This is a genomic window from Dehalobacter sp. TeCB1 (assembly GCF_001707455.1).
In the GTDB taxonomy this organism is placed as follows: Bacteria; Bacillota; Desulfitobacteriia; order Desulfitobacteriales; family Syntrophobotulaceae; genus Dehalobacter; species Dehalobacter restrictus.
The window spans coordinates 26,769-51,698 of the sequence record NZ_MCHF01000017.1 but is presented as its reverse complement, the minus strand read 5'-3'; the positions used below and the strand labels follow the sequence as shown (position 1 = coordinate 51,698).

The 24,930-nt window shown below is 45.0% G+C and carries 26 protein-coding genes and 1 tRNA gene; 3 read left to right on the top strand and 24 right to left on the bottom strand.

Annotated features, from left to right (window positions below; all coding sequences use genetic code 11):
- Positions 1-249 precede the first annotated feature (249 nt).
- Positions 250-1,140, bottom strand: coding sequence for a recombinase family protein (locus A7D23_RS05310; RefSeq protein WP_019225436.1), 891 nt, complete (start codon positions 1,138-1,140; stop codon positions 250-252).
- Positions 1,141-1,284: 144 nt separating this feature from the next.
- Positions 1,285-1,360, bottom strand: a tRNA-Ala gene (locus tag A7D23_RS05305).
- 285 nt (positions 1,361-1,645) lie between these two features.
- On the opposite strand from A7D23_RS05305, the gene A7D23_RS05300 reads away from it, so the two are divergent.
- Positions 1,646-2,965, top strand: a complete 1,320-nt coding sequence (locus A7D23_RS05300) for a ferric reductase-like transmembrane domain-containing protein (protein ID WP_019225128.1) — start codon at positions 1,646-1,648, stop codon at positions 2,963-2,965.
- On the opposite strand, the gene A7D23_RS05295 is transcribed toward A7D23_RS05300, so the two are convergent.
- The 15 genes from A7D23_RS05295 to A7D23_RS05225 form a co-directional block, all read right to left on the bottom strand.
- Positions 2,958-3,752 (bottom strand): aminotransferase class IV, encoded by a 795-nt coding sequence (locus tag A7D23_RS05295; RefSeq protein ID WP_019225127.1) that lies wholly within the window; start codon positions 3,750-3,752, stop codon positions 2,958-2,960. The two genes, A7D23_RS05300 and A7D23_RS05295, sit on opposite strands and share 8 nt — an antisense overlap.
- On the bottom strand, positions 3,733-5,946 hold the full coding sequence (gene pabB, locus A7D23_RS05290; protein ID WP_019225126.1) for an aminodeoxychorismate synthase component I: 2,214 nt from the start codon (positions 5,944-5,946) through the stop codon (positions 3,733-3,735). Before pabB ends, A7D23_RS05295 begins: the two co-directional genes overlap by 20 nt.
- Positions 5,947-5,977: 31 nt before the next feature.
- Positions 5,978-7,408: an NADH-quinone oxidoreductase subunit N gene (locus A7D23_RS05285; protein WP_019225125.1), complete on the bottom strand. Its 1,431-nt coding sequence runs from the start codon at positions 7,406-7,408 to the stop codon at positions 5,978-5,980.
- Entirely contained in the window at positions 7,408-8,946 is a 1,539-nt protein-coding gene (locus A7D23_RS05280) for an NADH-quinone oxidoreductase subunit M (RefSeq protein ID WP_019225124.1), read from the bottom strand. Before A7D23_RS05280 ends, A7D23_RS05285 begins: the two co-directional genes overlap by 1 nt.
- Complete coding sequence (gene nuoL, locus A7D23_RS05275; protein ID WP_019225123.1) at positions 8,946-10,919, bottom strand: NADH-quinone oxidoreductase subunit L; 1,974 nt, start codon at positions 10,917-10,919, stop codon at positions 8,946-8,948. The genes A7D23_RS05280 and nuoL overlap by 1 nt, the downstream gene beginning before the upstream one ends.
- A gap of 37 nt (positions 10,920-10,956) precedes the next feature.
- Positions 10,957-11,292: an NADH-quinone oxidoreductase subunit NuoK gene (nuoK, locus tag A7D23_RS05270; RefSeq protein WP_019225122.1), complete on the bottom strand. Its 336-nt coding sequence runs from the start codon at positions 11,290-11,292 to the stop codon at positions 10,957-10,959.
- Complete coding sequence (locus A7D23_RS05265; RefSeq protein WP_019225121.1) at positions 11,289-11,789, bottom strand: NADH-quinone oxidoreductase subunit J; 501 nt, start codon at positions 11,787-11,789, stop codon at positions 11,289-11,291. Before A7D23_RS05265 ends, nuoK begins: the two co-directional genes overlap by 4 nt.
- Positions 11,789-12,202, bottom strand: coding sequence for an NADH-quinone oxidoreductase subunit I (locus tag A7D23_RS05260; RefSeq protein WP_019225120.1), 414 nt, complete (start codon positions 12,200-12,202; stop codon positions 11,789-11,791). The genes A7D23_RS05265 and A7D23_RS05260 overlap by 1 nt, the downstream gene beginning before the upstream one ends.
- 12 nt (positions 12,203-12,214) lie before the next feature.
- Positions 12,215-13,261, bottom strand: coding sequence for an NADH-quinone oxidoreductase subunit NuoH (gene nuoH, locus A7D23_RS05255; RefSeq protein ID WP_019225119.1), 1,047 nt, complete (start codon positions 13,259-13,261; stop codon positions 12,215-12,217).
- A 36-nt stretch (positions 13,262-13,297) separates the two neighbouring features.
- Positions 13,298-14,407, bottom strand: coding sequence for an NADH-quinone oxidoreductase subunit D (locus A7D23_RS05250; protein ID WP_025205348.1), 1,110 nt, complete (start codon positions 14,405-14,407; stop codon positions 13,298-13,300).
- A gap of 35 nt (positions 14,408-14,442) precedes the next feature.
- The gene (locus tag A7D23_RS05245; protein WP_019225117.1) at positions 14,443-14,904 is read right to left on the bottom strand and encodes an NADH-quinone oxidoreductase subunit C; all 462 of its coding nucleotides are present in this window, start codon (positions 14,902-14,904) and stop codon (positions 14,443-14,445) included.
- Positions 14,897-15,436 (bottom strand): NADH-quinone oxidoreductase subunit B, encoded by a 540-nt coding sequence (locus A7D23_RS05240; protein ID WP_019225116.1) that lies wholly within the window; start codon positions 15,434-15,436, stop codon positions 14,897-14,899. Before A7D23_RS05240 ends, A7D23_RS05245 begins: the two co-directional genes overlap by 8 nt.
- Positions 15,427-15,783, bottom strand: a complete 357-nt coding sequence (locus A7D23_RS05235) for an NADH-quinone oxidoreductase subunit A (RefSeq protein ID WP_019225115.1) — start codon at positions 15,781-15,783, stop codon at positions 15,427-15,429. Before A7D23_RS05235 ends, A7D23_RS05240 begins: the two co-directional genes overlap by 10 nt.
- 300 nt (positions 15,784-16,083) lie before the next feature.
- Complete coding sequence (locus A7D23_RS05230) at positions 16,084-16,464, bottom strand: desulfoferrodoxin (protein WP_019225114.1); 381 nt, start codon at positions 16,462-16,464, stop codon at positions 16,084-16,086.
- Entirely contained in the window at positions 16,461-17,633 is a 1,173-nt protein-coding gene (locus A7D23_RS05225) for an FprA family A-type flavoprotein (protein WP_019225113.1), read from the bottom strand. Before A7D23_RS05225 ends, A7D23_RS05230 begins: the two co-directional genes overlap by 4 nt.
- 255 nt (positions 17,634-17,888) lie before the next feature.
- On the opposite strand from A7D23_RS05225, the gene A7D23_RS05220 reads away from it, so the two are divergent.
- Both A7D23_RS05220 and A7D23_RS05215 read left to right on the top strand, forming a co-directional pair.
- A complete protein-coding gene (locus A7D23_RS05220) occupies positions 17,889-18,146 on the top strand; it encodes a hypothetical protein (protein WP_019225112.1) in 258 nt (85 codons plus the stop codon).
- A 208-nt stretch (positions 18,147-18,354) separates the two neighbouring features.
- A complete protein-coding gene (locus A7D23_RS05215; RefSeq protein WP_025205346.1) occupies positions 18,355-19,188 on the top strand; it encodes a histidine kinase in 834 nt (277 codons plus the stop codon).
- Positions 19,189-19,511: 323 nt separating this feature from the next.
- Here the strand turns inward: A7D23_RS05215 and rbr are convergent, their stop codons facing one another.
- From rbr to A7D23_RS05185, 7 genes are all read right to left on the bottom strand, one after another.
- The gene (gene rbr, locus A7D23_RS05210) at positions 19,512-20,048 is read right to left on the bottom strand and encodes a rubrerythrin (RefSeq protein ID WP_019225110.1); all 537 of its coding nucleotides are present in this window, start codon (positions 20,046-20,048) and stop codon (positions 19,512-19,514) included.
- A 187-nt stretch (positions 20,049-20,235) separates the two neighbouring features.
- Positions 20,236-20,994, bottom strand: coding sequence for a fumarylacetoacetate hydrolase family protein (locus tag A7D23_RS05205; protein WP_019225109.1), 759 nt, complete (start codon positions 20,992-20,994; stop codon positions 20,236-20,238).
- Positions 20,995-21,020: 26 nt separating this feature from the next.
- Positions 21,021-21,668: a hemolysin III family protein gene (locus A7D23_RS05200; protein WP_019225108.1), complete on the bottom strand. Its 648-nt coding sequence runs from the start codon at positions 21,666-21,668 to the stop codon at positions 21,021-21,023.
- An 88-nt stretch (positions 21,669-21,756) separates the two neighbouring features.
- Entirely contained in the window at positions 21,757-21,879 is a 123-nt protein-coding gene (locus A7D23_RS15565; RefSeq protein WP_019225107.1) for a cyclic lactone autoinducer peptide, read from the bottom strand.
- Positions 21,876-22,463 (bottom strand): accessory gene regulator B family protein, encoded by a 588-nt coding sequence (locus A7D23_RS05195; protein ID WP_019225106.1) that lies wholly within the window; start codon positions 22,461-22,463, stop codon positions 21,876-21,878. The genes A7D23_RS15565 and A7D23_RS05195 overlap by 4 nt, the downstream gene beginning before the upstream one ends.
- Before the next feature lie 20 nt (positions 22,464-22,483).
- Positions 22,484-22,936: a hypothetical protein gene (locus A7D23_RS05190; RefSeq protein ID WP_068883400.1), complete on the bottom strand. Its 453-nt coding sequence runs from the start codon at positions 22,934-22,936 to the stop codon at positions 22,484-22,486.
- 119 nt (positions 22,937-23,055) lie between these two features.
- Complete coding sequence (locus tag A7D23_RS05185) at positions 23,056-24,885, bottom strand: ATP-binding protein (RefSeq protein ID WP_019225104.1); 1,830 nt, start codon at positions 24,883-24,885, stop codon at positions 23,056-23,058.
- Between the last annotated feature and the right edge of the window lie 45 nt (positions 24,886-24,930).

The window sequence follows — 24,930 nt, the reverse complement described above, 5'->3', positions numbered from 1 at the left end:
CCCATTTTTGAGCGGCATCTTTTACACTTATGTATGCACCCACGTCAGACACCTCAATTTCCAAAATAATCTAATTATATTATATGCGTAGGTGCGAACAAATGCAATGGTTAATCAGTTGAGAATTCGACAAAAACTCTCAATGGTTCACAGAATATTAATTGTCCCGCTTATTATGGCAAATTCGCCATATTTAGAATGATGTACAGTTGTTTTTTTAATATAAGGGCCTGACTTCTAATGCAAACTTTACGAGGATTTTCTATGCTGGACTTCCTCAAAAACCTCCTTGCTTATAATCGCTTCGTGATTATTCTCCATAAGATACATAGGCGACTCACCGTTGTTTTTTACCTGTTTGTGAGTCAGGCAATTTTCAACATAGCTCTTTTGGGATAATATAGTTCCAATATATTTTTCATTGCAAAGGATCCGGTCAATGGTGGAAGTGCTCCATTCAGACTTTCCCGTTACCGTTTTTATGTCATTCTTTTCAAGGTAAGATTTAATCTTGCGGTAGCCATAGCCTTTCAGGTATAAATCATAAATGAGCCGGACTATTTTGGCTTCTTCTTCAACGATAACCAATTTGCCATTCTCATCTTTTGTGTAACCGAGGAAGTTGGTATGGTTCAGCTTGACATGCCCTTTTTCAAAGCTGCGTTGAATTCCCCACTTGATATTCGCACTCTTTGACTCACTTTCACTTTGAGCAACAGCTGCAGCTGCGGTAATGATTTTTCGCATTCGCCAATCAGACGAATCCAACCTCTCCATTTCAAAGTAAATTGTAATACCTAAACCAAGGAGTTCATTAAAGCTCCGTAAAAAGGGAAGAGTGTTTCGCCCGAAACGACTGATAGACTTGGTAATGATATAATCAATTTTTCCGGCGCGGCAGTCTTTCATCATACGGTTGAATGCGGTTCTGTTATCAAAGCGCGTACCTGATGCCTGCTCAGAATAGATATCTGCAAGTACCCAGCCCTCATGATTGTTGATGTAATCTGTATAATATCGAATCTGTGAATCCAGACTGGTTTGTTGTTCTTCATAAGCTGTGCTGACCCTGCAGTAAGCGGCGACACGTAAAACTTCTTTTTTGATAGACGGTATTTCAATGACTATATTGTTATTCATTTGAAATGCTCCTTTCTATGCTTACAAAATAAAAAGACATGACAGTTAACGAGCCGTCATGCCGAAGTTATATTTTTATTGCTGATATATAAAGTAAACTACATTTTCTTGTGCGCTTTTCACAAGAAAATGTAGCTTTTAACTTGGTGGAGATGATGGGATTCGAACCCACGACCTCTTACATGCGAAGCAAGCGCTCTCCCAGCTGAGCTACATCCCCACTGTTTCAAAACAAAAAACAATTATTCAATTCACATGAATATCATTATACTGAATAATCCTAGTTTTCGCTAGAGTTAGATAATTAAAAATTATGATTCCGGAACTATTTTTTGATAAACACTTCATTCTGACGGAGAATTGCAGATGTGATACACTGTATCCAATAGCGCTTAAAGGAAAAAAGCAGGTCTGTGTGGAATATATTACCTCATCATACTATAGCAGCACTATAGTATGATTGCTTTATTCCTTTACTATTCTATTACACTCGGAGGATGAAAACATGCGTAAACGTCAAGGCCCCCTGTTCATTCTGCTTACTTTGATCCTGACCTTTATCTTCTGGTCAGTCAGCGAACCATTAAGGAATGTTGCCCCGGTCAGACAATACTCCGAGATGGCTGCTTCGCTCATGCTAGTTTGCTTTGCCTGGGTCAATTTTATTTCAACACGTCATCCGCTGCTGGACTCCCTGTTCCATGGCCTGGACAAAAGTTACCTTTACCATAAAGTTTTAAGTATCACGAGTGTTCTTTTGATCTTCGTGCATCGATTTACGCTCGACGCAGGTAAGGGTAATCATTATGGGGAGAACAGGGTGAATTTGGGACCGGGTCCACATGGTTTGAATGGTCCGCCACCAGGAGTGGAAAATGGGGCGGAGCTTTTTTCCGGGATCGCCAACCTGAGCATGCTGCTTTTTATCGTCTTAATCTTGCTTGCGCTGTTCGCCTGGAAAATGAATTATGAAAAATGGAAGAATATTCACAAGCTCTTTTTTATTCCTTATATGATCGGAATCATTCATTATTACGGCAGCTCGGACTATGCCGTTACAGGCTTAAGCGCCCTGGGGCTGTGGCTGAATCTGGTTAATCTGGTCGGTCTGACTTCGGCAATCTACAGTATAGGATTTTATGAAAGAACAGCATTTCAATCCCGCTATGTCGTAACGAACATCCGCACGGTCGCCAAAAATACTCTTGAAATTACCGGCAAAGCCTTTAAAAAAGGAATCCGCTATAAGGAAGGACAATTTACTTTTATCAAGTTTACCGAGGAAGGTAAAAAATTTCCTTCTCATCCGTTCACGATAAGCCAGTCTTTCCGAAAGAATGAGATACAGTTTGCGATCAAGGCTTTGGGAGATCACACCTCTGCTTTACTGGAAAGCGTTCAGGAGGGAGATACTTTTGCCGTAACCTCCCCCCACGGCCGCTTCGATTATAAGGCTGGATCAAACCGTCAGGTCTGGCTGGCCGGCGGAATCGGCATTACGCCATTTCGCAGTTTCTACCAGTCTGCGATCCCTCCGCAATATTCCATTGACCTGTTTTACTGTTATAACAATGAAGCCGAAGGACCCTATTTGGATGAAATAAAAACCCTTGCAGCCGGGAGTGGTATTCGCGTGCATTTGCACGATCTCCAGACGAAAGGGTTTCTGGGTGCCGAAGATATTTGCGAAGCGGTACCCAAGACCGAAACTGTTGATGTCTATTTCTGCGGTCCGGAACCGTTGAGGATCAAACTGGAAAGAGAATTAAAGACCTGCGGACTGCGTATCGGATATTTTCACTACGAGTCTTTTCAGTTCAAATAGGCAAGGACAGCCGACGCCCAAGTGTTCCATCAAGCCGAAATACTTTTTCTTCCAGTTCTCTTACCGGCATGACGTCCATCAGGGAATTGGTAAGGAAAACTTCATCAGCATTCAATAAGTCTTCAGGATAATAAACGCCTTCACTGAACGGTATGGTCAGCTCAAGGGCTTTTTCTATCACGATCCTTCTTCTGATACCGGCCAGGCAGCCGCTTTCCAGGGAAGGCGTATAAAGATGCCCATCCTTTACAAAGAAAATATTGCTTCTAGTCCCCTCCATTATCTGGCCCCTGCTGTTCAACCAGATCCCTTCAAACGCACCGCTGCCCTGCACCGCGCGCAGGGCAGCGGCAGTATCCAGAAAATCTGCGGATTTAATGTAGTTGAGCGGTATAGGGTCAGACCGGTGCTCCGGCATAAACAGGACCCGGACACCCTCTTCATATTGTTCACGAGTATAGGAGACTGCTCTAGTGCTGAAAAGCCACTGGTTATTATGATTATGATTTTGGCTTTGATCGGAAATCAGACTCGGATCTTTCCTGATTTCTGCTCTCAAAGCAACTGGCAGCTGCTCGATTTCTGTTTCTCTTAGGTAAGTCTCGATCTCATTCAGCCATTCATCATAAGCGGGAATGGTGATTCCAAGAAGCTTACCGCCCTTGCTCATCCTCTCCCAATGCAATCCAGGTACGACGATCCCGTCGGCAGTAACCTTTATCGTTTCAAAAACCCCGATACGCTCGATTTTATCGAAGCTTCCGCATTTACTGTTTTGATTTCCCATCAAGCTTAACCCCCAAAACTTCCAGAAGCCTTCCCGCTTTATGGATTGTTTCTTCATATTCTTTTTGGGGGATCGAATCGGCAACAATCCCTCCCCCGGCATGAAGATACGCCGTTTTCTCTTTCAGCAGAATGGTCCGGATCACAATATTTAAATCCCAGGCCCCATCGAAGCCGATATAGCCGATGCTCCCGGTGTAAATACCCCTATTATACGGTTCAAGCTCATCAATGATTTCCATCGCTCTGATTTTGGGCGCACCGGTGATCGAGCCGCCCGGGAAAATGGCTTTGATCAGTTCTTCCGGTTTTAAGGATTTCTTGAGTTTCCCAACGACTGTGGCAACGAGGTGCCAAACAGTCGAATATTTTTCCAGGGTCAGCAGTTCTGTGGTAAGCACTGATCCAAACTCACAGATCCTTCCAAGGTCATTGCGTTCGAGATCGATGATCATCGTAAGTTCAGCCCTGTCTTTTTCACTGTTAACCAGCTTGTCTGCAAGTCTTTGGTCTTCCTCCGGCGTTTTTCCCCTTGGCCGGGTTCCCTTGATTGGGCGCGTTTCAATATTTCCGTCCGGTGTAATCTTAATAAACCGTTCCGGAGAGGATGACAGGATCTGAAAATCGGGATACGGCAAGAACGCAGCAAATGGAGCAGAATTCTTGTGATGAAGCTGCTTATACAAATCCCAGGGGTCTCCTTCATACCTGACACTGAACATCTGAGCCAGATTCGCCTGATAGATATCACCGGCATAAATGTAATCAATGACCCGCTGCAGATCCCTGTAATATTGTTCCTGGGAGACAGCTTTATGAACTTCGGCAAAGGAAATACCGAAAACAGCTAATTCATTTCCTGTGCAGGGGTGCTCTGCTGAACCATTAGCCAAATATTGTTCCTCTACATAGTGCCGGAGGAGCTTCTCCAGTTTATCAAGCCTTTCCTGCGCGAGAGAGGGGTCGCAGCAGCCCTGATCCGTCATGCCGCAGGCCGTCAGACTGTAAGTTCCCGTTGCGTGTTCGTAGACAACAATCCCGTCATACCAGGCCAGCCGCCAGAGCGGCATCCCAAGGTCATCTTTGACCCGTACAGGCAATTCTTCAATCTCATTTTTCAGATCGTAGCTGAAGTATCCGACAGCCCCTCCGGCAAACGGAAAAGGTGCCGCGGAAGGAGCCTGATATTTCAAGACATAGTCGTTCAAAATTGTTAGGCTGTACTGCGGTGCGGAGTAAGCGATCAGTTCCTCGTCTTTGCAGCTCTTTGCGATGCTATACTGATATCTATGAGCGCTGATCTTTAAGAAAGGATCCGCCCCAAAATAAGAATACTTCCCAAGTTCGGTATAACCGTCCCCACTGTCCAAGAAGAAAGGATCTCTGGCATTTTTAAACACCTGAAGCATCTCGAACGGCTTCAGATCTGTGATAAAAGGCCTAACTTGCCAGATATTCTGCTTGATTTCATCTTCATCAGGCGTTTCCTGGGTTTCTGATATTTCTAATTCTGGTGTTTCCAATGTCTTTACTGATCCTGGTATTCCTGGTTTCTGAATTGTTTGTGGTATTACAGATGCTTTTAACGCTTGAATCATCTTTGATTTGCCGTGTTCACTAAGCCACCTGCGGGCATCCTGTACTGCGTTCCGCAGCATTTGATGACCGTTTTCTGTAAGAATAGCCTCCGGATGGAACTGTACTCCTTCAATCGGCAAATAGCGGTGACGGATCCCCATCACCTGACCGTCTTCTGTTTCCGCGGAAATAATAAAGTCAGCAGGTATACTGTTTCTGCGCAGGGCCAGAGAATGGTAGCGGGTTACCGTAAAGGGGCTGGCAATATCCCGGAATACGCCGGATTGATCATGCATGATGCTCGATATTTTGCCATGAACCGGCGTCTTGGCCCGGACAACCTCAGCCTCAAAAACCTGCCCGATCGCCTGATGGCCAAGGCAAATGCCCAGCAGCGGAATTTTCCCCTGGAAATGCCGAATGACTTCCAGCGCAAAGACCGATTCATTCGGTGAGCAGGGACCCGGAGAAATCACAATAAGCTCCGGTTCCAGCTGCTGGATCCAGGCGATCGTACACTCCTCAGGACGCCGAGCGAGTACTTCCTCCCCGAGCTCTCCAAAATACTGGTACAGATTGTATGTGAATGAATCATAATTATCCAAGATGAATATCATCGATAATACTCCTTTGATGCCTTCATTTACATCAGAAAGGAAACATCGCATTTCCAGCCATATTTGCCAGCACTGACAGTGGCTCGGCATAGACACCGAGAACCAGCGTGAGGACCAGAATCAGCAGTAGGGTAACATTGGTTCCGACCGGAACCTTGATTGGTGTGCTGGAGACAGGATCGTTCATATACATGGCTTTAACCACGAGCAAATAGTAATAGACGGAAACCATGCTCATGACCAGACCGAGAATGACGAGCCATAAATAGCCCTGGTTAACGATCGAAGAAAACAAATAAAGTTTGCCGACAAAACCGGCGAGAGGCGGTATCCCTGCCATCGACAGGAGACATACCGTCAGCACGGCGGCCATAAACGGTGAACGCTGGGCAAGCCCTGCATAATCTTTAATCTCTTCACTCCCCGTATTCTGGGAGAATGTGATGACAACCGCAAAAGCACCGATCGTCGCAAACACATACACCATCGAATAGAACGCAACTGCTTTGATCCCAGCGGAACTTATGGCGATAATTCCCGTGATAATATAGCCGGCCTGCGCGATACTTGAGTACGCAAGCATTCTCTTGATATTGGTCTGCGGGATGGCAGCAATGTTTCCGATGACCATCGTCATCGCAGCCATAATCGCCAGGATATACGTCCATTGTCCGCTGTAGCTTGGCAGTGCTTCAATCAGGATACGGGCCAACGCTGCAAAAGAAGCCGCTTTGGAACCGGTGGCGAGGAAGGTGGTGACAGGTGTCGGCGCACCTTCGTAGACATCCGGTGACCACATATGGAAAGGCACCAGCGAAACTTTAAAGCCAAGTCCTGACAGCAGGAAGATGATTCCGACGAGAATCGCCGGTGACAATCCATCCATCTGCTTAATGCTTTCAGCAATATCACGGATCACAAACGTACCAGTCATGCCATAGACCAGGCTTAAACCGTACAGCAGGATTCCGGAGGAAACGGCACCGAGAATCAGGTATTTGACCCCGGCTTCAGAGGACTTCAGATCGGTCTTGTAGCCTGCCAGGATGTAGAATGAAATTGTCATGGTTTCCAGCGCGACATAAAGTGTCAGCAGGTCTCCGGCGGAAACCAGCACCATCATGCCCAGCGCAGCAACGAGGGTGATGATATAGAACTCATAGTTGCCGCCCATTTTCCTGACATACACCGTGGAGGTCAGGATGACCAGAACGGCAGCTATCAGGAACAGCTGTTTAAAGAACACGGCAAAATCATCGACGATGAACATGCCGTCCATCACACTGGTATTCTGTCCATAGCTTCCGAAACTGTATACGAGGATCACCGCAAGTCCCACGGCAATGACGTAACCAAGTCTATGCCGTTTTTCTTTGGACAGGAACAGGCCAATGGCCAGAACTACCAGTCCAAGGAGTGCCGTTGCAATTTCAATGGTAAATAAAGAAAAGTTTATATTCATTACAGGTTACCTCCTATCTGGGAGCTAGCCTCGACCAGTCTTTCAGCAATAGGCGTTATCCCTGAATTGACCATATCCATCAGCAAGGATGGGAATAAACCGAAGATGACAGTGAACGCGACCAGAACGATGACCGGAATCATATAGGAGCCTTTGATATCTATTTTTCCGTCCCATTCTGTCTTGCGTGGTCCAAACAGTACATTGGCTGCCATTCTGAGGACATAGACGGCTCCAATAATAATTCCCGTCAGGGCCAGAATCGCAGGAATCCTGATGGCCGGTTCGCTAAAAGCACCCATAAATACGGTAAACTCAGGAACAAACGTAATTAAGCCCGGCAGTCCGGCCGAAGCCATCGTCGCTACTAGGAACACACCGGCTAGACGCGGCATCTGATGTGCGACCCCTCCGAGATCAGGGATATGCCTAGTTTTCGTTTCAGCATAGATATAGCCGACGACCGAGAAGAACAGGGCCGCCATGATGCCATGCGCGAACATATTGGCAACCGCACCGTTCAGACCAATCACATTAAGCGATGCGATACCGATCAGTACGAAACCCATATGGCTCACGCTGGAATATCCGACGACATATTTCATGTCTTTTTGGGCCAGGCTGATGAACGCCGCGTACAGCACGTTGCAGACAGCCAGGATTGCAATCAGCGGCGCCCAGAATTTAGCACCGAGCGGGAAGATAAAGATACCGATCCGGATAAGACCATAGCCGCCAATCTTTTTCAGAACACCGGCGTGAATCATGGAAACCGCAGTCGGCGCACCGGCATATCCGTCCGGTGACCAAGAGTGAAACGGAAACATGGAGATCAGGGACGTGAAGCCAAGCGCCATCAAGCCAAAGATCGCAATCTGAAGGTTTCTGGAGAAGTTCAGCGTGGCGAGCTTTTCAATATCAAAGGTCGGCGTTCCAAGCATATTGCCGGCCAATACATACATCCAAATCAATCCGGCCAGAAGGAAGGCGCTTCCGATCAGTAGATAGATCGTCAGTTTCATACCGGCGTATTCTTTGTTGACATCTTTTGTTTTGCTGCCGCTTCCCCAGATGATCACCATGATGTAAATCGGAATGACCACCACTTCATAGAACAAGAAGAAGATAAACAGGTCCCTGGCAATAAAAGTTCCCATGACACCGGCAATCAGGATCAGCAGCAGGATATAGAACTCTTTGGCTCTTTTCTCGATACTCCAGGAACGGGAAAACACTGCTGAAAAGCCAATGACGTTGGTCAGCAGCAGGAGAGGCAGGCTCAGGCCGTCAACCCCAAGCGAATAAACAACACCCAAGTCCGTCACAAACGGAATATCTTCCGTAAAGGCGAACCCACCGACAGCCAAGTTCTGCGTGTAATAAATATAATACACAAAAATGGACAGGGCAAGGGAAATGAACGTCGCGATGCCGGCAACGGCTTTGATCGCGCCGGATCTTTCTTTCGGTATAAAGACACTGATCAGCGCACCGATGATCGGTGCCAGTAAAATGGTGGTTAAGACAGGAAAATTCATTACTTGACACCTCCCAGCAGCCCGATATTCAGTTGACCTAAGTCTGCAGTTGTTAAAATCATGATCAGGACGATCACACCAACAAAGAAGACCATTGCATAGTGCTGAAGGTTGCCGGTATTGACTCTACGGGCAGCATCACCTGAATCCCGGGTAAGCTTCGCAAGACCATTGACAATACCGTCGACGATAACCACATCAACCCACCACAAAATCCGTCCGAACCCATCAATGATGTGATTAATGACCCAGAGGTAAAACTCATCAATATAGTATTTATTAAGCGAAAGCTTATACAGGAACGGGATCTTTTGGGCAACGGCTTCAGCTGAGAATGTCTTCTTCAGATAGAACAGCGCAGCCGTTCCAATTCCGATCAACGCTAACGCTGTTGACAGGATGATCAGGAACCAGTTTGCTTCCACCTCGTGGAAATGGCCCAACCGGACAAAGTAACCAAAAGCATGTCCTTCCCCAAGTCCCGGCCAGCCTACCCAGCCGCCGGCCAGCGAAAACACAGCAAGAATGATGAGCGGGATCGTCATGGTCTTCGGTGCTTCATGCGGATGCGCATCGTGGCTTCTGAGTTCACCGTGGAAGCAGATGAAGAACATCCTGAACATATAAAATGCCGTCATTAGGGCTGTCAACGCTGCCAGAATAAACAGGACCGTGTAGACGCCCTGAAACGGACCGGCAGCATGTCCCGATAATGATGAAGCAGCATAGGTGACTTCCAGGATCAGGTCCTTACTGAAGAAGCCGGCAAACGGAAAGATACCGGAAATGGCCAGGCAGCCAACCAGCATGGTCCAATAAGTAACCGGCATGTATTTTTTCAAACCGCCGTATTTCGCAATGCTGGCTTCATTGTGCATCGCATGAAGCACAGCGCCTGCGCAAAGGAAGAGCAACGCTTTGAAGAAAGCGTGGGTGAACAAATGAAACATACTGGCGGTAAGGCTTCCTGCTCCAAGGGCCAGCATCATGTAGCCGAGCTGGGAAACCGTTGAGTAAGCCAGGATCTTTTTCATCTCGGTCTGCGTTAAGGCAATAGAGGCCGCAAAGATTGCGGTGAAACCGCCGATAATCGCCACAAAAACCATTGCCGTAGGAAGCGTAATGAACAGCGTAAGCGTTCTGCCAACCAGATAGACCCCTGCCACAACCATGGTAGCCGCATGGATCAGTGCACTGACCGGAGTAGGGCCTTCCATGGCGTCGGGAAGCCAAACATGGAACGGGAACTGACCGGATTTGGCCATAGGTCCGAGGAACAGCACGATCGCGATTGCCGTCAGCGCACCAGCCGAGAGGGTGGTGTACTGCGCAAAATTCGGGATCATTTCAGCGAGTTCCTGCAGGTCAAGGGTCCCGAAGTTGACTTGCAGAAGAATAATCCCCAGAAGCAGGCCGAAGTCCCCTGCCCGGCAGGTAATGAACGCCTTTTTTGCTGCTTCACGCGCGGAATTCTTCTCGTACCAGAAACCAATCAGCAGATAGGAACACAGGCCGACCAGTTCCCAGAACACAAACATTTGCAGAAGGTTCGGCGCAATGACCAACCCCAGCATCGAGGCGGCAAAGAGCGAAAGGTAGGAATAAAAACGGGAAAATCCAGGATCTCCGTGCATATAGCCGAGAGAATAAATCTGGACCAAAGACGCGACCAACGTCACTACGAAAAGCATCATGGCCGATGTAGGATCGATCTGCGTTCCTACGTCGATCGTGAGCCCATGCATACTGAACCAAGGAACAACGACTTTTAAAGGATGTTCTATTAAGAATTCGCCGCGTTGAAGTACGCCTATTCCAATAGCAACCGACAGTACAAACGATACAAGGATGCCCAGAATGGAAATGAAAGCGCTTAGCTTTTGCGAGGGTTTCGTCACAAAGACGATCAGAGCAAAGGCCAACGCTGGCAACAACGGAATCAACCAGGCGTTATTCAAAGCAAAATCAATCATTATAGTAAATTACACCTGCCTTTATCTTGAATTAAGACTACCATTTCATTGAATCGATATCATCCGCTTCAACTGACTTGTGCTGGCGGTAGACAGAGATAATCAAGGCCAAGCCTACCGATACTTCCGCTGCTGCCAAGGCGATCACAAAAAGCGCGAAGACGTGGCCGTGCAGAGCCGGAGCGGTGGTATATCTGTTAAATGCAACAAGGTTGATGTTGACTGAACTCAGCATGATTTCCATTCCCATGAGGATCGCAATCAGGTTTCTTTTGGCCAGAACACTGAAAAGCCCGATGAAGAAAAGAGTTCCGCTAAGAATCAGAAAATGCGGCAATCCAATATTGAATAAAAAGTCGATGATACTACTCATGAGGACTTTTTCACCTCTTTCACGATAACAATCGCGCCGAGCATGGCCACCAGCAACAGTACTGCGGTCACTTCAAACGCAACGACGTATTTTGTCAGCATCAGATTAGCAATTTCCTTCGCTGTTGACTCCGGAGCTGTCGTAGCCTTCAGCGGCCACTTCGTTGTCAGCACCATGACTGCATTCACGACGATCATGATCAGCGAGAGCAGCGCTCCCGGAATCAGGTTCCTGGAGAACAAGTTTGTCGTTTTCATATCCCCGCGCATGGTAAACATGATCGCGAAAACAACAAAGATCGTAATCGCCCCGGCATAAATCAGAACCTGGGTGGCGGCCAGAAAATCAGCATGCAGCAGAACAAAAACCCCCGAAATACCCAAGAATGCTACCAGCATTAAAAGCGCACTGTGAAAGATATTTTTGCTGATGACCATCATAAGTGCCGAACCGAGGGTAACGATGGCAATTACGTAAAACATCACTGTAAAGCCCATCACGCTTCACTCCTTTCAGCCTGAACCGACTGAGGCTCGGCTTTATAGAGGATTCTGTTAAGATCTTCCCGGAAGAAGACCGTCTGTTCAAAAGCTTGCGTATTGTACAAAGCATCTTGAGGACAGGCCTCAACACAAAACCCGCAGAAAATACAGCTTTCCATCAGCATACGATACTGAACCAGCTTTCTTTTGTTGTTCTCATCCTTATAGCTTTCAATGGAGATAATCCCGTTGGGACAAGCGTTGACGCAAAGTCCGCATGCCGTACATTTATCCGGGGTCAGTTCAAACCATCCCCGGGAGCGCTTCGGCAGGTTAGGCTTTTGCTCCGGGTACATCTCCGTGACTTTCTTCTTAAAAAAGTGTCTGATTGATATTCTTAAGCCTTTTAAAAGTCCTTGTCCGTACACGATTTCACCACCTTAACCTGCAATCATCCGGTAGACGTAAACGCCAATGCCGGTGATCACAATATTGAATAACGTAAGCGGAATCAGGAATTTCCAGCCAATATGCATCAAATGCTCGACCTTTACCCTGACAAATGTCCATCTGACCCACATGAACAGGAAAATCATCAAGTAAATTTTAAACATCATCCAGATGAATCCCGGTATGAAGGTCAAGCCAAACGGTGCATTCCAGCCGCCGAGGAACACAACCGCTGCAATCGCCGAGACCGCAACCAGATGGGTATATTCAGCGACCATAAACAACGCATAGCGGATACCCGAATACTCAACGAAATATCCCGCAACCAACTCCTGCTCCCCTTCCGCCAAGTCGAACGGTCCACGGTTTGTTTCCGCGATGGAACAAACAAAATAAGCGAAGAAGGCGAGAATCTGTGGGAAGATAAACCAGACGTTTTTCTGGGCATCGACAATCTCGGTAAGGCTTAAGCTTCCGGTGATCATGACGATGCCGAGCAAAGAAAAGGCCAGCGGAATTTCATAGCTGATCATCTGAGCAGCCGTTCTCATGCCGCCGAGCAGCGCGTATTTATTATTGGAAGCAAAACCGGCCATGACAAAGGCAATCGTTCCTGTAGAACCGATCGCAATAAAGTACAATAGTCCGACATTCAAATCTTCCAGGATCATACCTTTGCCGAGAGGAATAACGGCCCAGCCCATAATTGCTGTAAGGAATGCGCAGATACTGGCAATCTTAAATACCGGTCTGTCCACGTTTTCGGGAATGATATCCTCTTTCCCGAGCATTTTGACAATATCAACTGGGAACTGCAGAAAACCTGCAGGTCCAAGGCGGTTGGGGCCAACGCGGTCAGCGTAAAAAGCAGCAAACTTACGTTCCAGCCAGACCAGAACAATCAGGTTCGTTAGCACAAAGATAATGACAATTAAAACCAGAATGGTTTTAATCAATATTTCAGCAGGCAATGCCGGTATTCCAATCCCAACAAGCCACTGTCTGAACATATCGACCCAAACAAGAAATAGTACCATATTTTCCTCCATCTTCTGAATTCTTGTTTCTGTCTGTTAGCGATCAATTTCTCCCAACACAATGTCTAAGGAAGCAAAGGCAACGACTGCATCCTGCAGATGCAAACCGACAGCCATTTCTTCAAAAACTGCCACATTTACAAAACAGGGAGAACAAATCCTTAAACGGTAAGGTTTGGCTGTACCGTCACTCACAATATGGAAACCAAGATGCCCTTTGGAATGCTCGATACGGTGATAGACTTCTCCGGCAGGAGGTTTAATTATTTTCGGGACCTTGGCCAAAACCGGACCTTCCGGAAGTTCTCTATAAGCCTGTTCCAGAATTTTGACGCTTTCAGCCATCTCGTCCATACGAACGATATAACGATCAAACGTGTCCCCAGTCTGACGGACCGGCACATTGAATTTAAAACGGTCATAGATCCCATATGGCTCGTCCCGACGCAGATCATAATCAATGCCTGAAGCCCTGGCCGAAGGACCGGATATCCCGTAATTCAAAGCTTTTTCGCGGGAAAGCGAGGCAACCCCCTTTGTACGGGCCTGGAAGATCTCATTGCCGGTTAATATACCGTGGTACTCTTCCATGCATTTAGGCATGATATCGAGCAATTTGCGCAGGGCAGGCATAAATTCTTCGTTTAGATCCGCTGCAACGCCACCAAACCGCATATAATTCGGCATCATGCGGCTGCCGGCTGCCATTTCAAATAAATCCAAAATCGTGTCTCTCTCGCGGAACCCGTAGGTCCAAGGTGTGAAACCGGCCATGTCCAGCGCCATCGAGGAATAAAACACCAAGTGGCTGGCGATACGCTGAAGTTCAGCCATAATCACCCGGATATATTCGGCCCGTTCGGGAACCTGATCGGAAATACCCATCAATTTTTCCACCGTACGGACATAAGCCTCTTCATTCAACATGCCTGAAACATAGTCCAACCGTCCGTTGTACGGAATAAACTGGGTATAGGTACGGGACTCCGCCATTTTTTCAATGCCGCGATGAAGATAACCGATATGGTTCACGCACTTGGTGATATATTCGCCCTCCATTGTGAACACTCCGCGATACACCCCGTGCGTACTGGGGTGCTGAGGACCAAAGTTTAAGTTCATCTCCTGGGTTCTTATGTCATTCATTCTTACACCTCAAATTCTGTTTCGCATTTTGGTGTTTAATCAGCCTGCTGCGTAAAATCTTTGCGCAAAGGATGTCCGGCAAAGTCCTCCGGCAGCAGAATCCTTCTGAGATCAGGATGATCATTAAATAGAATCCCCATCAAATCGAAAACTTCCCTTTCGTGTACCTGAGCCGCTTTCCAGACGGAACTGACCGACGGTACCCAGCAGGGATTCTCTTTGGTTATTTCCACTTTAACAGTCAAATAGTGCTTATGCTCAATCGAAAACAGGTGATAGATCACCGTGAAGTTTTCCGGATAATCCACAGAGCTTAGATTCATCAGAACATCGAATTTGTACTGTGGATTTTCCCTAAGTTCCTGCATGGTCTCCACAAGCTTCAAGCGGGATACTTTTATGGAACCTTCCGTATTGTCCTCAAAGACTTCTGCTTGAGCATCCATCTTCTCATTAAGGAAGGCAACCAGTGCTTGACGATCCATCTTCTTATCCATTCTGCATGATCCTCTCCTTGTTGTTCTCAGCGAACTTTCTGGGATTCGTCACTTTTTTCCGCAGCTCGAGAAGTCCGTAGAACAGTGCTTCGGGTCTCGGCGGACAGCCCGGTACGTAGACATCTACCGGCAAGAACGTATCGGCTCCTTTCACAACACTATAGGAGTCTTTGAACGGACCGCCGCTGATTGCGCAACTGCCCATTGCCAGCACGTATTTCGGTTCGGCCATTTGTTCATACAGTCGGGCAACAATCGGTTCCATTTTTTTCGTGACTGTCCCCGCGATAATCAGAAGGTCGCACTGACGCGGCGAAGGTCTGAATACTTCGGACCCGAAACGCGCGATGTCATAGCGGGCATCTCCAGCCGCCATCATTTCAAACGCACAGCAGGCCAAACCGAACGTCAGCGGCCAGAAGGACCGGGAGCGGCACCAGTTTAACGCATCTTCGATCTTGCACATGATAATATTGTTTGGCATCTCATATTCCGGCACTTCAACTTTATAGTTTTTCTTGACTACATCCATTCCAGAGCACCTTCCTTCCAGGCATAGGCAAATCCAAGGATGAGAATTGCAATAAAGATCACCATCTCAACAATGGCAAACAAGCCCAAATTTTGGAACAACATGGCCCAAGGATAGAGGAAAATTGTTTCAACATCAAAAACCACAAAAATTAAAGCATACATAAAGTAACTAATTTTAAAACGAATCCACGTATCCCCCTGGGTATCAAGGCCACACTCGTAAGTCAACAATTTTGCCTTGGTTGGATTGCTAGGACAGAGCAGCCTCTGAACCACCAGCAGAATTACTGGGAATACAATTCCCCACGCTAAAATTACTGCGATCCCTGCGTAGTTAATTAACATTGTCTACCTCCTCTATATATAAATGAAAATGAATTTAAATTCTCACCAGAGAATTATTGCAAGATGCGTGCCAGAAGTATCCGACACTCAACTTATAAAAATAAAGGCCCAAATACAGGCTTTTTCTCAAATTGTTAAAGTCTCGTAAAAACAAAATATCATTCCGAAAAATTCATAAGTGTACAATTTATTTTCAATTTGATCAACTGAAACAAAAAAGAGATGGTAATCTCAGTCTTTATTATACCATCCCTCTCCTATGATCACATCATCAACTATTAAGAATAATAAACCGTAGGTCTATTTTGTTTTCCAGAGCCCATGCAGATTGCAGTATTCCCTGACCTCGAGAACGGCTGCGATATCTACTGGGAAAGAAGCCTCAGGCTTCTGACCAGGTTTAAGCTCTACACGGCAGACTTTATCTGCGGTCAGAACTTCGATAAACTGAATAAAATGTTTTTCTTCCATGGGGTGCTCAATACTGCCAACCGTTACTTTGATGCCCTTTTCTGTTGGCTGAACTATCGGAAGGTGTTTTTCCAAACCCATATCTTCCGAACGTCCCTCAAGCTTTTCCATGGGCTGGCCACAGCATACCAAGGCTGGAGCCCCTGTGTGAACAATCTCCACAACATTGCCACAGACGTTGCACTTGTAGATCTCTCTTAAATTCGTCATAGGATATTTCCCTCCAACTTCTCTTTCATTTCTTCCAGTTGATCCTCTTCCGGAATGTATTGAATCCTGATATTTTCCAGGGTTTCAAAACCGCAGTCCTTCAGATACTGCTCGACTTGTCCGATACTCTGGCCGCTCCAGCCATAAGAACCGAAAGCCAGTCCAATTCTGTCCTTCGGAGCCAGACCCTTCAGATAGGTTAAGAAACTGGCTACACTTGGCATCAGGTTATTATTCAGAGTCGGTGAGCCGACGCAGATATATTTTGCTGTGATCACTTCAGTCATAATATCTGAAATATGGTTATTTTTTAGATCCATGAACCGGACGTTATAGCCCTTTTTCTCAAATGCATCGCTGATGCTCTCCGCAATAATCTCCGTTGCGTTCCACATCGTGTCATAGACAATCACAACCTTTTTTTCCGTGGCATTCGTGGACCATTTTTGATATTCGTTGAGAATTGCCGGGATGTTGGAGCGCCAGATCAGCCCATGGCTGGTCGCAATTACCTCGACATCCAGTCCGCCTAAGGTTCCTAAAGCTTTTTGAACCTGACCGCCGTACGGCAGGACAATATTCGCGTAATATTTCCTGGCTTCTTCCAGGATAACCCCGAGCGGGAGCTCATCATCAAATCTCTCGGTTGAAGCAATATGCTGGCCGAAAGCATCATTCGAGAACAGAATTTTATCTTCCTCAAGGTAGGTCACCATATTATCCGGCCAGTGTACCATTGGGGTCTGGACAAAAGTTAGATTCCTCTTGCCGATATTCAGGACATCTCCTGATTTGACAATCCGATAGTTCCAATCTTCCCGGAAATGTGCCTTGAGCCCCTTTTCCCCATTGGGGGATGTGACCAGGGTTGCCTTAGTGGCAATCTCCATAATTTCCGGCAAGCTTCCTGAATGGTCCTGCTCAACATGATTGGAAATAACGTAATCAATATCTGCCGGATCAATCACATCCGAAATCCGTTCCAGCATTTCGTCAAATAGGTAATGCTTTACCGTGTCAATTAACGTAATCTTCTCATCAATGATCAGATAAGCATTATATGTACTCCCCCTTTGGGTCAGATACCCATGAAAATTTCTGATGTTCCAGTCAATTCCACCTACCCAGTAGACATTTTCCTTAATTTGAATTGCTTTTATAGAAATCACCTCATATCTTTGTCTTGATATCCACTTCCAAGAATTCACATTTTATTGATTTGTTATTTTCTCTTAACACCTAGTTTATAATATTTCTATTATTTTTTCAACAGCATACTTATTGATAATTATTATAAATCAAAATTACTTTGGTCATTCGGTTAAATCGTTCATGTGAAAGAAGGAAATCATTACGCCTTCCAAGAATATATCTTCAAATATAATGGAGAACTCTATTTTTCTATGACAAAGGAGGCTGAACAAATGTCTTGTTTTAAGCTTATGGCTATAGCTGTTAACCACAGGGCAAAAAATGCTGCCGAAGTACAGGGCGTCTTGACAAAATATGGTTGTATGATCACCGTGAGACTGGGTCTTCATGAGGCCGGTAATGTATGTTCGGACTCAGGGCTAATCATTCTTCAGCTTTCCGGCACTCCCGAAGAGTCGGAATCCTTTGCCGGTGATTTGAACTCAATTCCCGGCGTCAACGCCAAATTTATCGAGATCTGCACCGAGTAAGAAACGCTACTTTTGACTTAAGCAAAAGGCTTCAGATATCAATTTCAAAAGTTTTGTCAGAACAGGTATGATATAAGTTTCGACTGCTTCGACTGCCTATCTCCTTTCTTTTATTGTTTTTTACAATTTTACAAATTATACTAAATTATTTACACCTTTTGTAATAAGATAAAGATACCAATATGGAGTCGAAAAGGAGGTATCATTTATGTCGAAAACCCAGGTAAGCGAATTATTAAAGATTCTTGACAGAGAAATTATGACAAAAAAAATACTCTCCGAACTGAATAATTATATCAATTTGAAAGACTCAATCATTGCGGTTATGAAGCATTTAAAGCAGATCACTAATTGTGACGCTATCGGTATTCGCATATATGATGGCAAAGATTATCCCTTTTATGCCTGTGAAGGCCTGCCTGAGATGCAGATTTCTGAAGAACCACCCCTGTGTTCCGTAAACCCTGAACTCAAAATCCTGAAGCTTTCTCAGGATGAATTCTGGTCTACAAAGTGTATCTGCATGGATGTTATCCAGGGAAAAGCAGACAGGAACATTCCTTTTTTCACTTCTCAGGGAAGCTTCTGGGCCAATGATCTGCCTTCGGTCCTTAAAACCAAGGATAAACATTGTATTGCGGCTGGCTTTAAATCTGTGGCTTTGATTCGTATCATGGCCAGGGATAACTGTATCGGTCTGATTCAGTTGTTGTGCAAGTCAGCGCCGTTTTATCTTGATATGATTCTTTACCTCGAAATGGTAGGAACCTACATCGGTATGGCCATCAACAACAGTTTGACCTATACCCGTATGAAGGAAGCCTACGATTCTATGAATCAGCTTATCCCGATGTGTTCAAGCTGCAAAAAAATTAATACCGAGGAAGAAAGCTGGATCACGATTGAGGAATACCTATTCCAGCAAACCGGCTCTGAATTCACCCATACCATTTGCCCCGAGTGCATTGAGGAATTGTATCCTGCGCTCTATCATAAACTCAAGGAAAAGGAAAATAAAGAAGAAGCGTTTAAAGCCGTGTGATTACAATACCATTATGTTTGGGTAAGTCTGAGGGCCACAATAGCCGCGTACCACGGATGGCACAATACAAAAAGCCTCGCTTCGTATCGTACTCCGCTCACAGCGGGACTGTGGCCCCAGACTGGTATCATAGGTTAACTTGCTGAAAGCCCAGAGGTCTTGGAATATTAGCGAGGATTTTTTCCATAACAGTTCACTGGGCTGTTATGCTGCGAAAACGTGTTCGCGAAGTATCCGTGTAAATCTACACTGTCCCAGAAATAAGAAAAACGTCACAATTGTGACGCCTTCCATAATACTGAATTTAGTTACAGCTACAACAATTAATAGTTCTGTGCAATCACTTCAAAGTACGCTTGCGGATGATCGCAGACCGGGCAGGTCTCAGGTGCTTCAGTCCCGACATGAATATGTCCGCAATTACGGCATTTCCAGGTCGTATTTTGCTTTTTGGCAAATATCTCCTTGTTCTGAAGATTCGACAGCAGCTGCTTGTACCTTTCCTCATGTTCTTTTTCTATTTTCCCAACGCCTTCGAATAATGCGGCAATGTCTCCAAATCCTTCTTCTCTGGCCTCTTGCGCCATTCTGGCGTACATACTGGTCCATTCTTCTCTTTCCCCTGCGGCAGCTGCAACAAGATTTTCTGTCGTGCAGCCAATCCCCTGGAGCTTCTTAAACCAAATCTTCGCATGTTCTTTTTCATTTTCTGCTGTTTCTAAGAAGATGGCGGCAATCTGCTCGTAACCCTCTTTTTTAGCGGCAGATGCGAAATAGGTATATTTGTTTCTCGCCTGTGATTCTCCGGCAAAAGCCTCCATTAAGTTCTTTTCTGTCTTTGAACCTTTTAAATCTTTCATCCCATAACTCCTCTCTGATTAGACTGGCCCTTGTACTTAGTCAACTCTAAAATGCATGTAAAACATCAGAAAGTATTCCATATGAATTGATCTTATATTTTGAGGACCTAAAAAGATTTTAAACGATCCGATATGATTATGCAACAGTTATTTATAATAATTACAATTATTAACTTAGTATAGTTATTTATATTACATAATTTCTTAACACACCGATCTTCTCAATATCAGCTTCTACCCTATCTCCAGGATTCATTGCTCCAATTCCGCCAGGTGTTCCGGTCAAAATAACGTCACCGGGCAGCAAAGTCATGATTGCCGACAGATATTCCACAAGCTCAAAGCATCTGAAAACCAGGTTCTTTGTGTTGGATTTCTGGCGTACTTCTCCGTTCAGGGTAAGCTTGACGGCCAAGTTGTCAGGATCGGCAACATCGGTCTCAATCCACGGTCCCAGCGGACAAAATGTATCAAAACCTTTTGCTCTTGACCATTGACCGTCTTTATGCTGAATATCCCTGGCAGTCACATCGTTCCCGACCGTATAACCAAAGATATATTCAACGGCTTTGCTTTGCGCCACATTTTTTGCTTTTTTGCCAATTACGATTGCCAGCTCCGCTTCATAATGCAGGTTTTGCGTTTGAGGCGGATAGACAATATTCTCTTCAGGCCCGATTACACTCGTAGAAGGCTTAAGAAACAGCAAAGGTTCCGCAGGAATGGGCTTGCCAAATTCAATCGCATGATCCTGGTAATTCAATCCGATACATAATACCTTGGACGGTTCAACAGGTGCCAGAAGCTGCACATCTTCCAGCGAACATATCTGGTCCGTTGCCTCATAAACTCCAAAAATATCCCCTTTGACATAGCGGATCATCTGACCTGTCAATACGCCGTACCTGACCTGGTTTTCCGCATCCTTGAATCTAAGAAATCTCATGCGTCTTTACTCCCTCTATGATTGTGTTAACCCATAACATACCGGTAAATAAAAAAATAATGCACAATACTCCCTGCTAAGATAAAAAGATGAAATATTTCATGGAACCCAAACTTCCCCAACCTGATCCACTGAGGTTTCACAGCATAAAAGACCGATCCTACAGAATATAACAGTCCTCCTAAGATTAGAAGGAATAAGCCCTGGCCAGGAATAGCCAGAGAAATTGGGTAAATAAAAAATATGGCAATCCAGCCCAGAAGCAAATAGAAAGCGGTATATAACCAGCGAGGAGCATTGAACCAGACAAGCTTCAGGACGATCCCTAAAACGGCCAGCGTCCAGACCCCGATCAGCAAGCCCATTCCCAGCGCACCCTGCAATGTGATCAGACAAATCGGGGTATATGTACCCGCGATCAGAACATAGATCATACAATGATCGATTTTCCGCAGCGTACGGATGACCTGTGCGCTGGAGACTACCCAGTGATAGATCATCGAAGCAGAATAAAGCAGAATAAGACTCCCCCCAAAGACTAGGGCAGAACCTAAATAGGCCATACTGTCGTGTTCCAGCGACCGCAGCAGAAGCAGAACCAGCCCGGAGAGCGAAAGTACAGCTCCGAGCATATGGGACATTGAATTGACCGGTTCCCGAATTCTTAAAGACATTTCTTACACTCCCACTGAAGATTTATTCTGTTACAAGCGTCAAAAATTGTAAGGATAAAAAATGAGGCGGGAAACCCGCCTCATTTTTTTATTTTTGCAGTGACTTTGGTGTCTTTGGCTGATAAGCCCAATAACCACAGGCAAATACAGAACTTGCAGTAGCGAGAAGTACAAGCATGGACGCCATCAGTGTGTAGAGAATTTTTTTCATGTTGTTATCCCCCTTTTTTTATTAAATACAGGCAGAAGGGTCATCGTCTGGAAAACGATCCCCAATACTGCACTGGTATTCACCAGGAAGTTATGACTGACTAACACTACACCAATCGTCAGGATAACAAAACCTATGGAAATAATCTTAAGTTTTCTTCTGAAATTTTGAGAGTGAATAGGTTTGGCCTCACAGTCCACCGGGGCAAGAATAGCAACTAGGGCCAAAGAAAACAGTAAAAAGGCCAGGAGAAAACCGGAGCTCTGGAAACCGTAGTTAACAATTTCCTTGGCAATAACACCAAGAATAGAATAAACTACCGCCCCAAAAGCCAGGCACTTTAGCGGCGTGTCGAAATGAGCCCCACCGGATACTCTCCGTAGAAATCCCCCGAAAACAGCAGCGATGACCGTGGGTACCAAGGCTTTAAAAAGAAAGGCCATTCCCATTATTGCCAAAAAACCCAACACTGTTAAAACAAGTGACTCAATACCATAAGCAATGATCTCTTTTTTATCGTCATCAAAATCTAATTCAGCTGTCAGATTACGGGAAATACGCTCACTGATTTGAGAGAGATCCATTTTCTTCCCTCCTGGTATACCTATCTTTTAACACCTTTTTTTATTTTTAAAATAATTAAACTCGCTATGAATAAAACAAATACTTGAGGTAAAGTAATCAGTATCCTTAATCCAACATCTGTGTTTAGCATCTCAGCTGAAACGTGAAATAATGGCATTAACAAAGACAAACAAACTGTCTCACTAATAATTAAGGCTAAAAAGCCAAGAAGGCTTGCAACCAAACCAGCATAAAAATTACTCTTGCCCCCAAAAAACAAAAGAATAAATAAAAGGACCAACATAATCACAGTGTGTAAACCAAACAGGATTGGAAAAAATCGAAGTAAATAAGAGGTCAAAGCCAAAATTATCCCCATGGAAACAATTTTTTTCCATGCAAAAGGCATACCCGCAATAACATAGGCTAAAGTAACAACAGCGATCTGTTCCGGTATTCCTTGCAAAATGAGTGCTATTATTGAAATCTTCATCGATTTCCTCCTTTGGCATTATATGTATTTAGTTTCTACAGTTTTGGCATTTTTCCTTTAATAATCTTAAAAATATTTCATAAGTCCTATAGTTTTTTTCTAGTCTGGCAGTTCAATCATTAGATCTGCTCATTTTCATTACTGCTATAATTATTAAGCGGGAAAGTTATAAAAAACGTAGTCCCCTCCTCCCCTGTCAGAAATTCAAGCCTGGCTTGGTGTCTGCGTACAATACCTAAAGAAATCGCAAGGCCTAAGCCTGTCCCATTCTCTTTCGTCGTAACGAACGGTGTACCCAAGGTATCCTGAACACTCTGAGGAATTCCTTTGCCATGATCTTGGATTGCCAGAACGACCCCTTCCTGAACCCGGTACGTTTTGATGTAGACCTTTCCCTTCGTAGCAGTCTCTTCCAGAGCATTTCGGACTAAATTAAGGATAAGTTGTTTAATCTCTGATTCATTGAGATCAATGCTTGGAATATCCATTAATTCCAAGAGCAGCTCTTTGTCTGAACTATGCGCATCAGCCTGCAGCATCGGATACAACCTGTTGATAATGTTGTTGATATTCTCCTCTTTTGTTCCTTCAGCACTAACTTTGGCCACAGATAGAAAATCGGTAAGAATCTCATTGGCTCTGTCAATCTCCGTAATCATCAGATCCATGTATTCTATCTTAAGTTCCGAATCAGACTGGCCCTCCAGCAGTTGCAGAAAGCCCCTGACCGTACTCAGCGGATTTCTGACTTCGTGGCTGATCCCTGCCGCCATTTGTCCGATCAGGTTGAGCCGCTCCAGGCGCTGCATTTCCTTGTCTCTTTGTTTCAGCTCAGTGATATTCCTGACAAAAACTGTGAGGCCTTGTTTAAACGGGTAGGCATGATACTGGAAATATTTATTTTCCGGAGAGATATATTCCTCCCAATGCAGGGATATATTCTCTTCTAAAGCCTGTCTCAGGTTGACACGCGTTGCAGAATCAGCTAATACACTGTAAACGTCCCAAATATTTCTTCCAATCAGGTCTTCACGATCGTGTCCCATGTTTTTCTTCATCTCTTTATTGACATAGGTAAAGCACCACTCCTTGTCCAACGCGAAGAATCCATCGCCAATGCCTTCCATGATGGTCAGGAGCTTATCATTGGAGCTTTCCAATTCAACATTCAATTGATACAAGCTTTCCAGGTGATTTCTGATCTCTTCAAATACCGGTTGGAGTTCCGGCAGCCTTTCCAGGTCCTCCACGCTTTCCAGACTGTTGCTTTTAATTGTATGGGCAAATGACTCTAATGAAGCCTTGATTCTGACAATATTCTTTTTAATAATGGCCAGCACAATGATCCAGAGAATAATGCTTGGGACCAGCACTTTAGCATATTTGAACGATGACAGATAAAAGATATTATCGGTCCCTATTTCGGCCCAGGTGTAACCAATCACTGTATTCTGGTAATACAGCGGTACAGCAACCGCAATAATGCCTTGGCCGTTCCAGTCAATAACGCCCGCTTCATTGATAAATTCTGCATTCCCAGATTGAAAAAGCCGGAAGAACTCGGCATTAAGCTGATCCTTAACAACGGATTCCACACTAGGTGCAAAAATAATATTCTGATCCATTTCCTTGTCAAAATAGCCCATGCGAATATTGGAGTACTTCGCGGAAAGATCGGCAACATCCTGGCCGAGCAACGCATTCATTTCTGTTATCTTTTCTTCGTCAGAAAGATTGCGATCATCTTCGTAAAGCTTGATGTCCGTATAGTGCGCTTGGATCTTATTTTCTAAAACTGACGCTGCACTCATCAGTTCAAACTCTTTCTTTAATACTTCTTCATCCCAATAAATATTTGCGATAAAAAAGTATAAAATAACCATGATCCCGAAGATGAGCAGAGTTATCTTAATCATCGTCGACTGAATAATTGACTTACTGAATCCCATTTTTTCTACCTCTTTCCACAAATGCCGATAGTGTTCAAAAATATG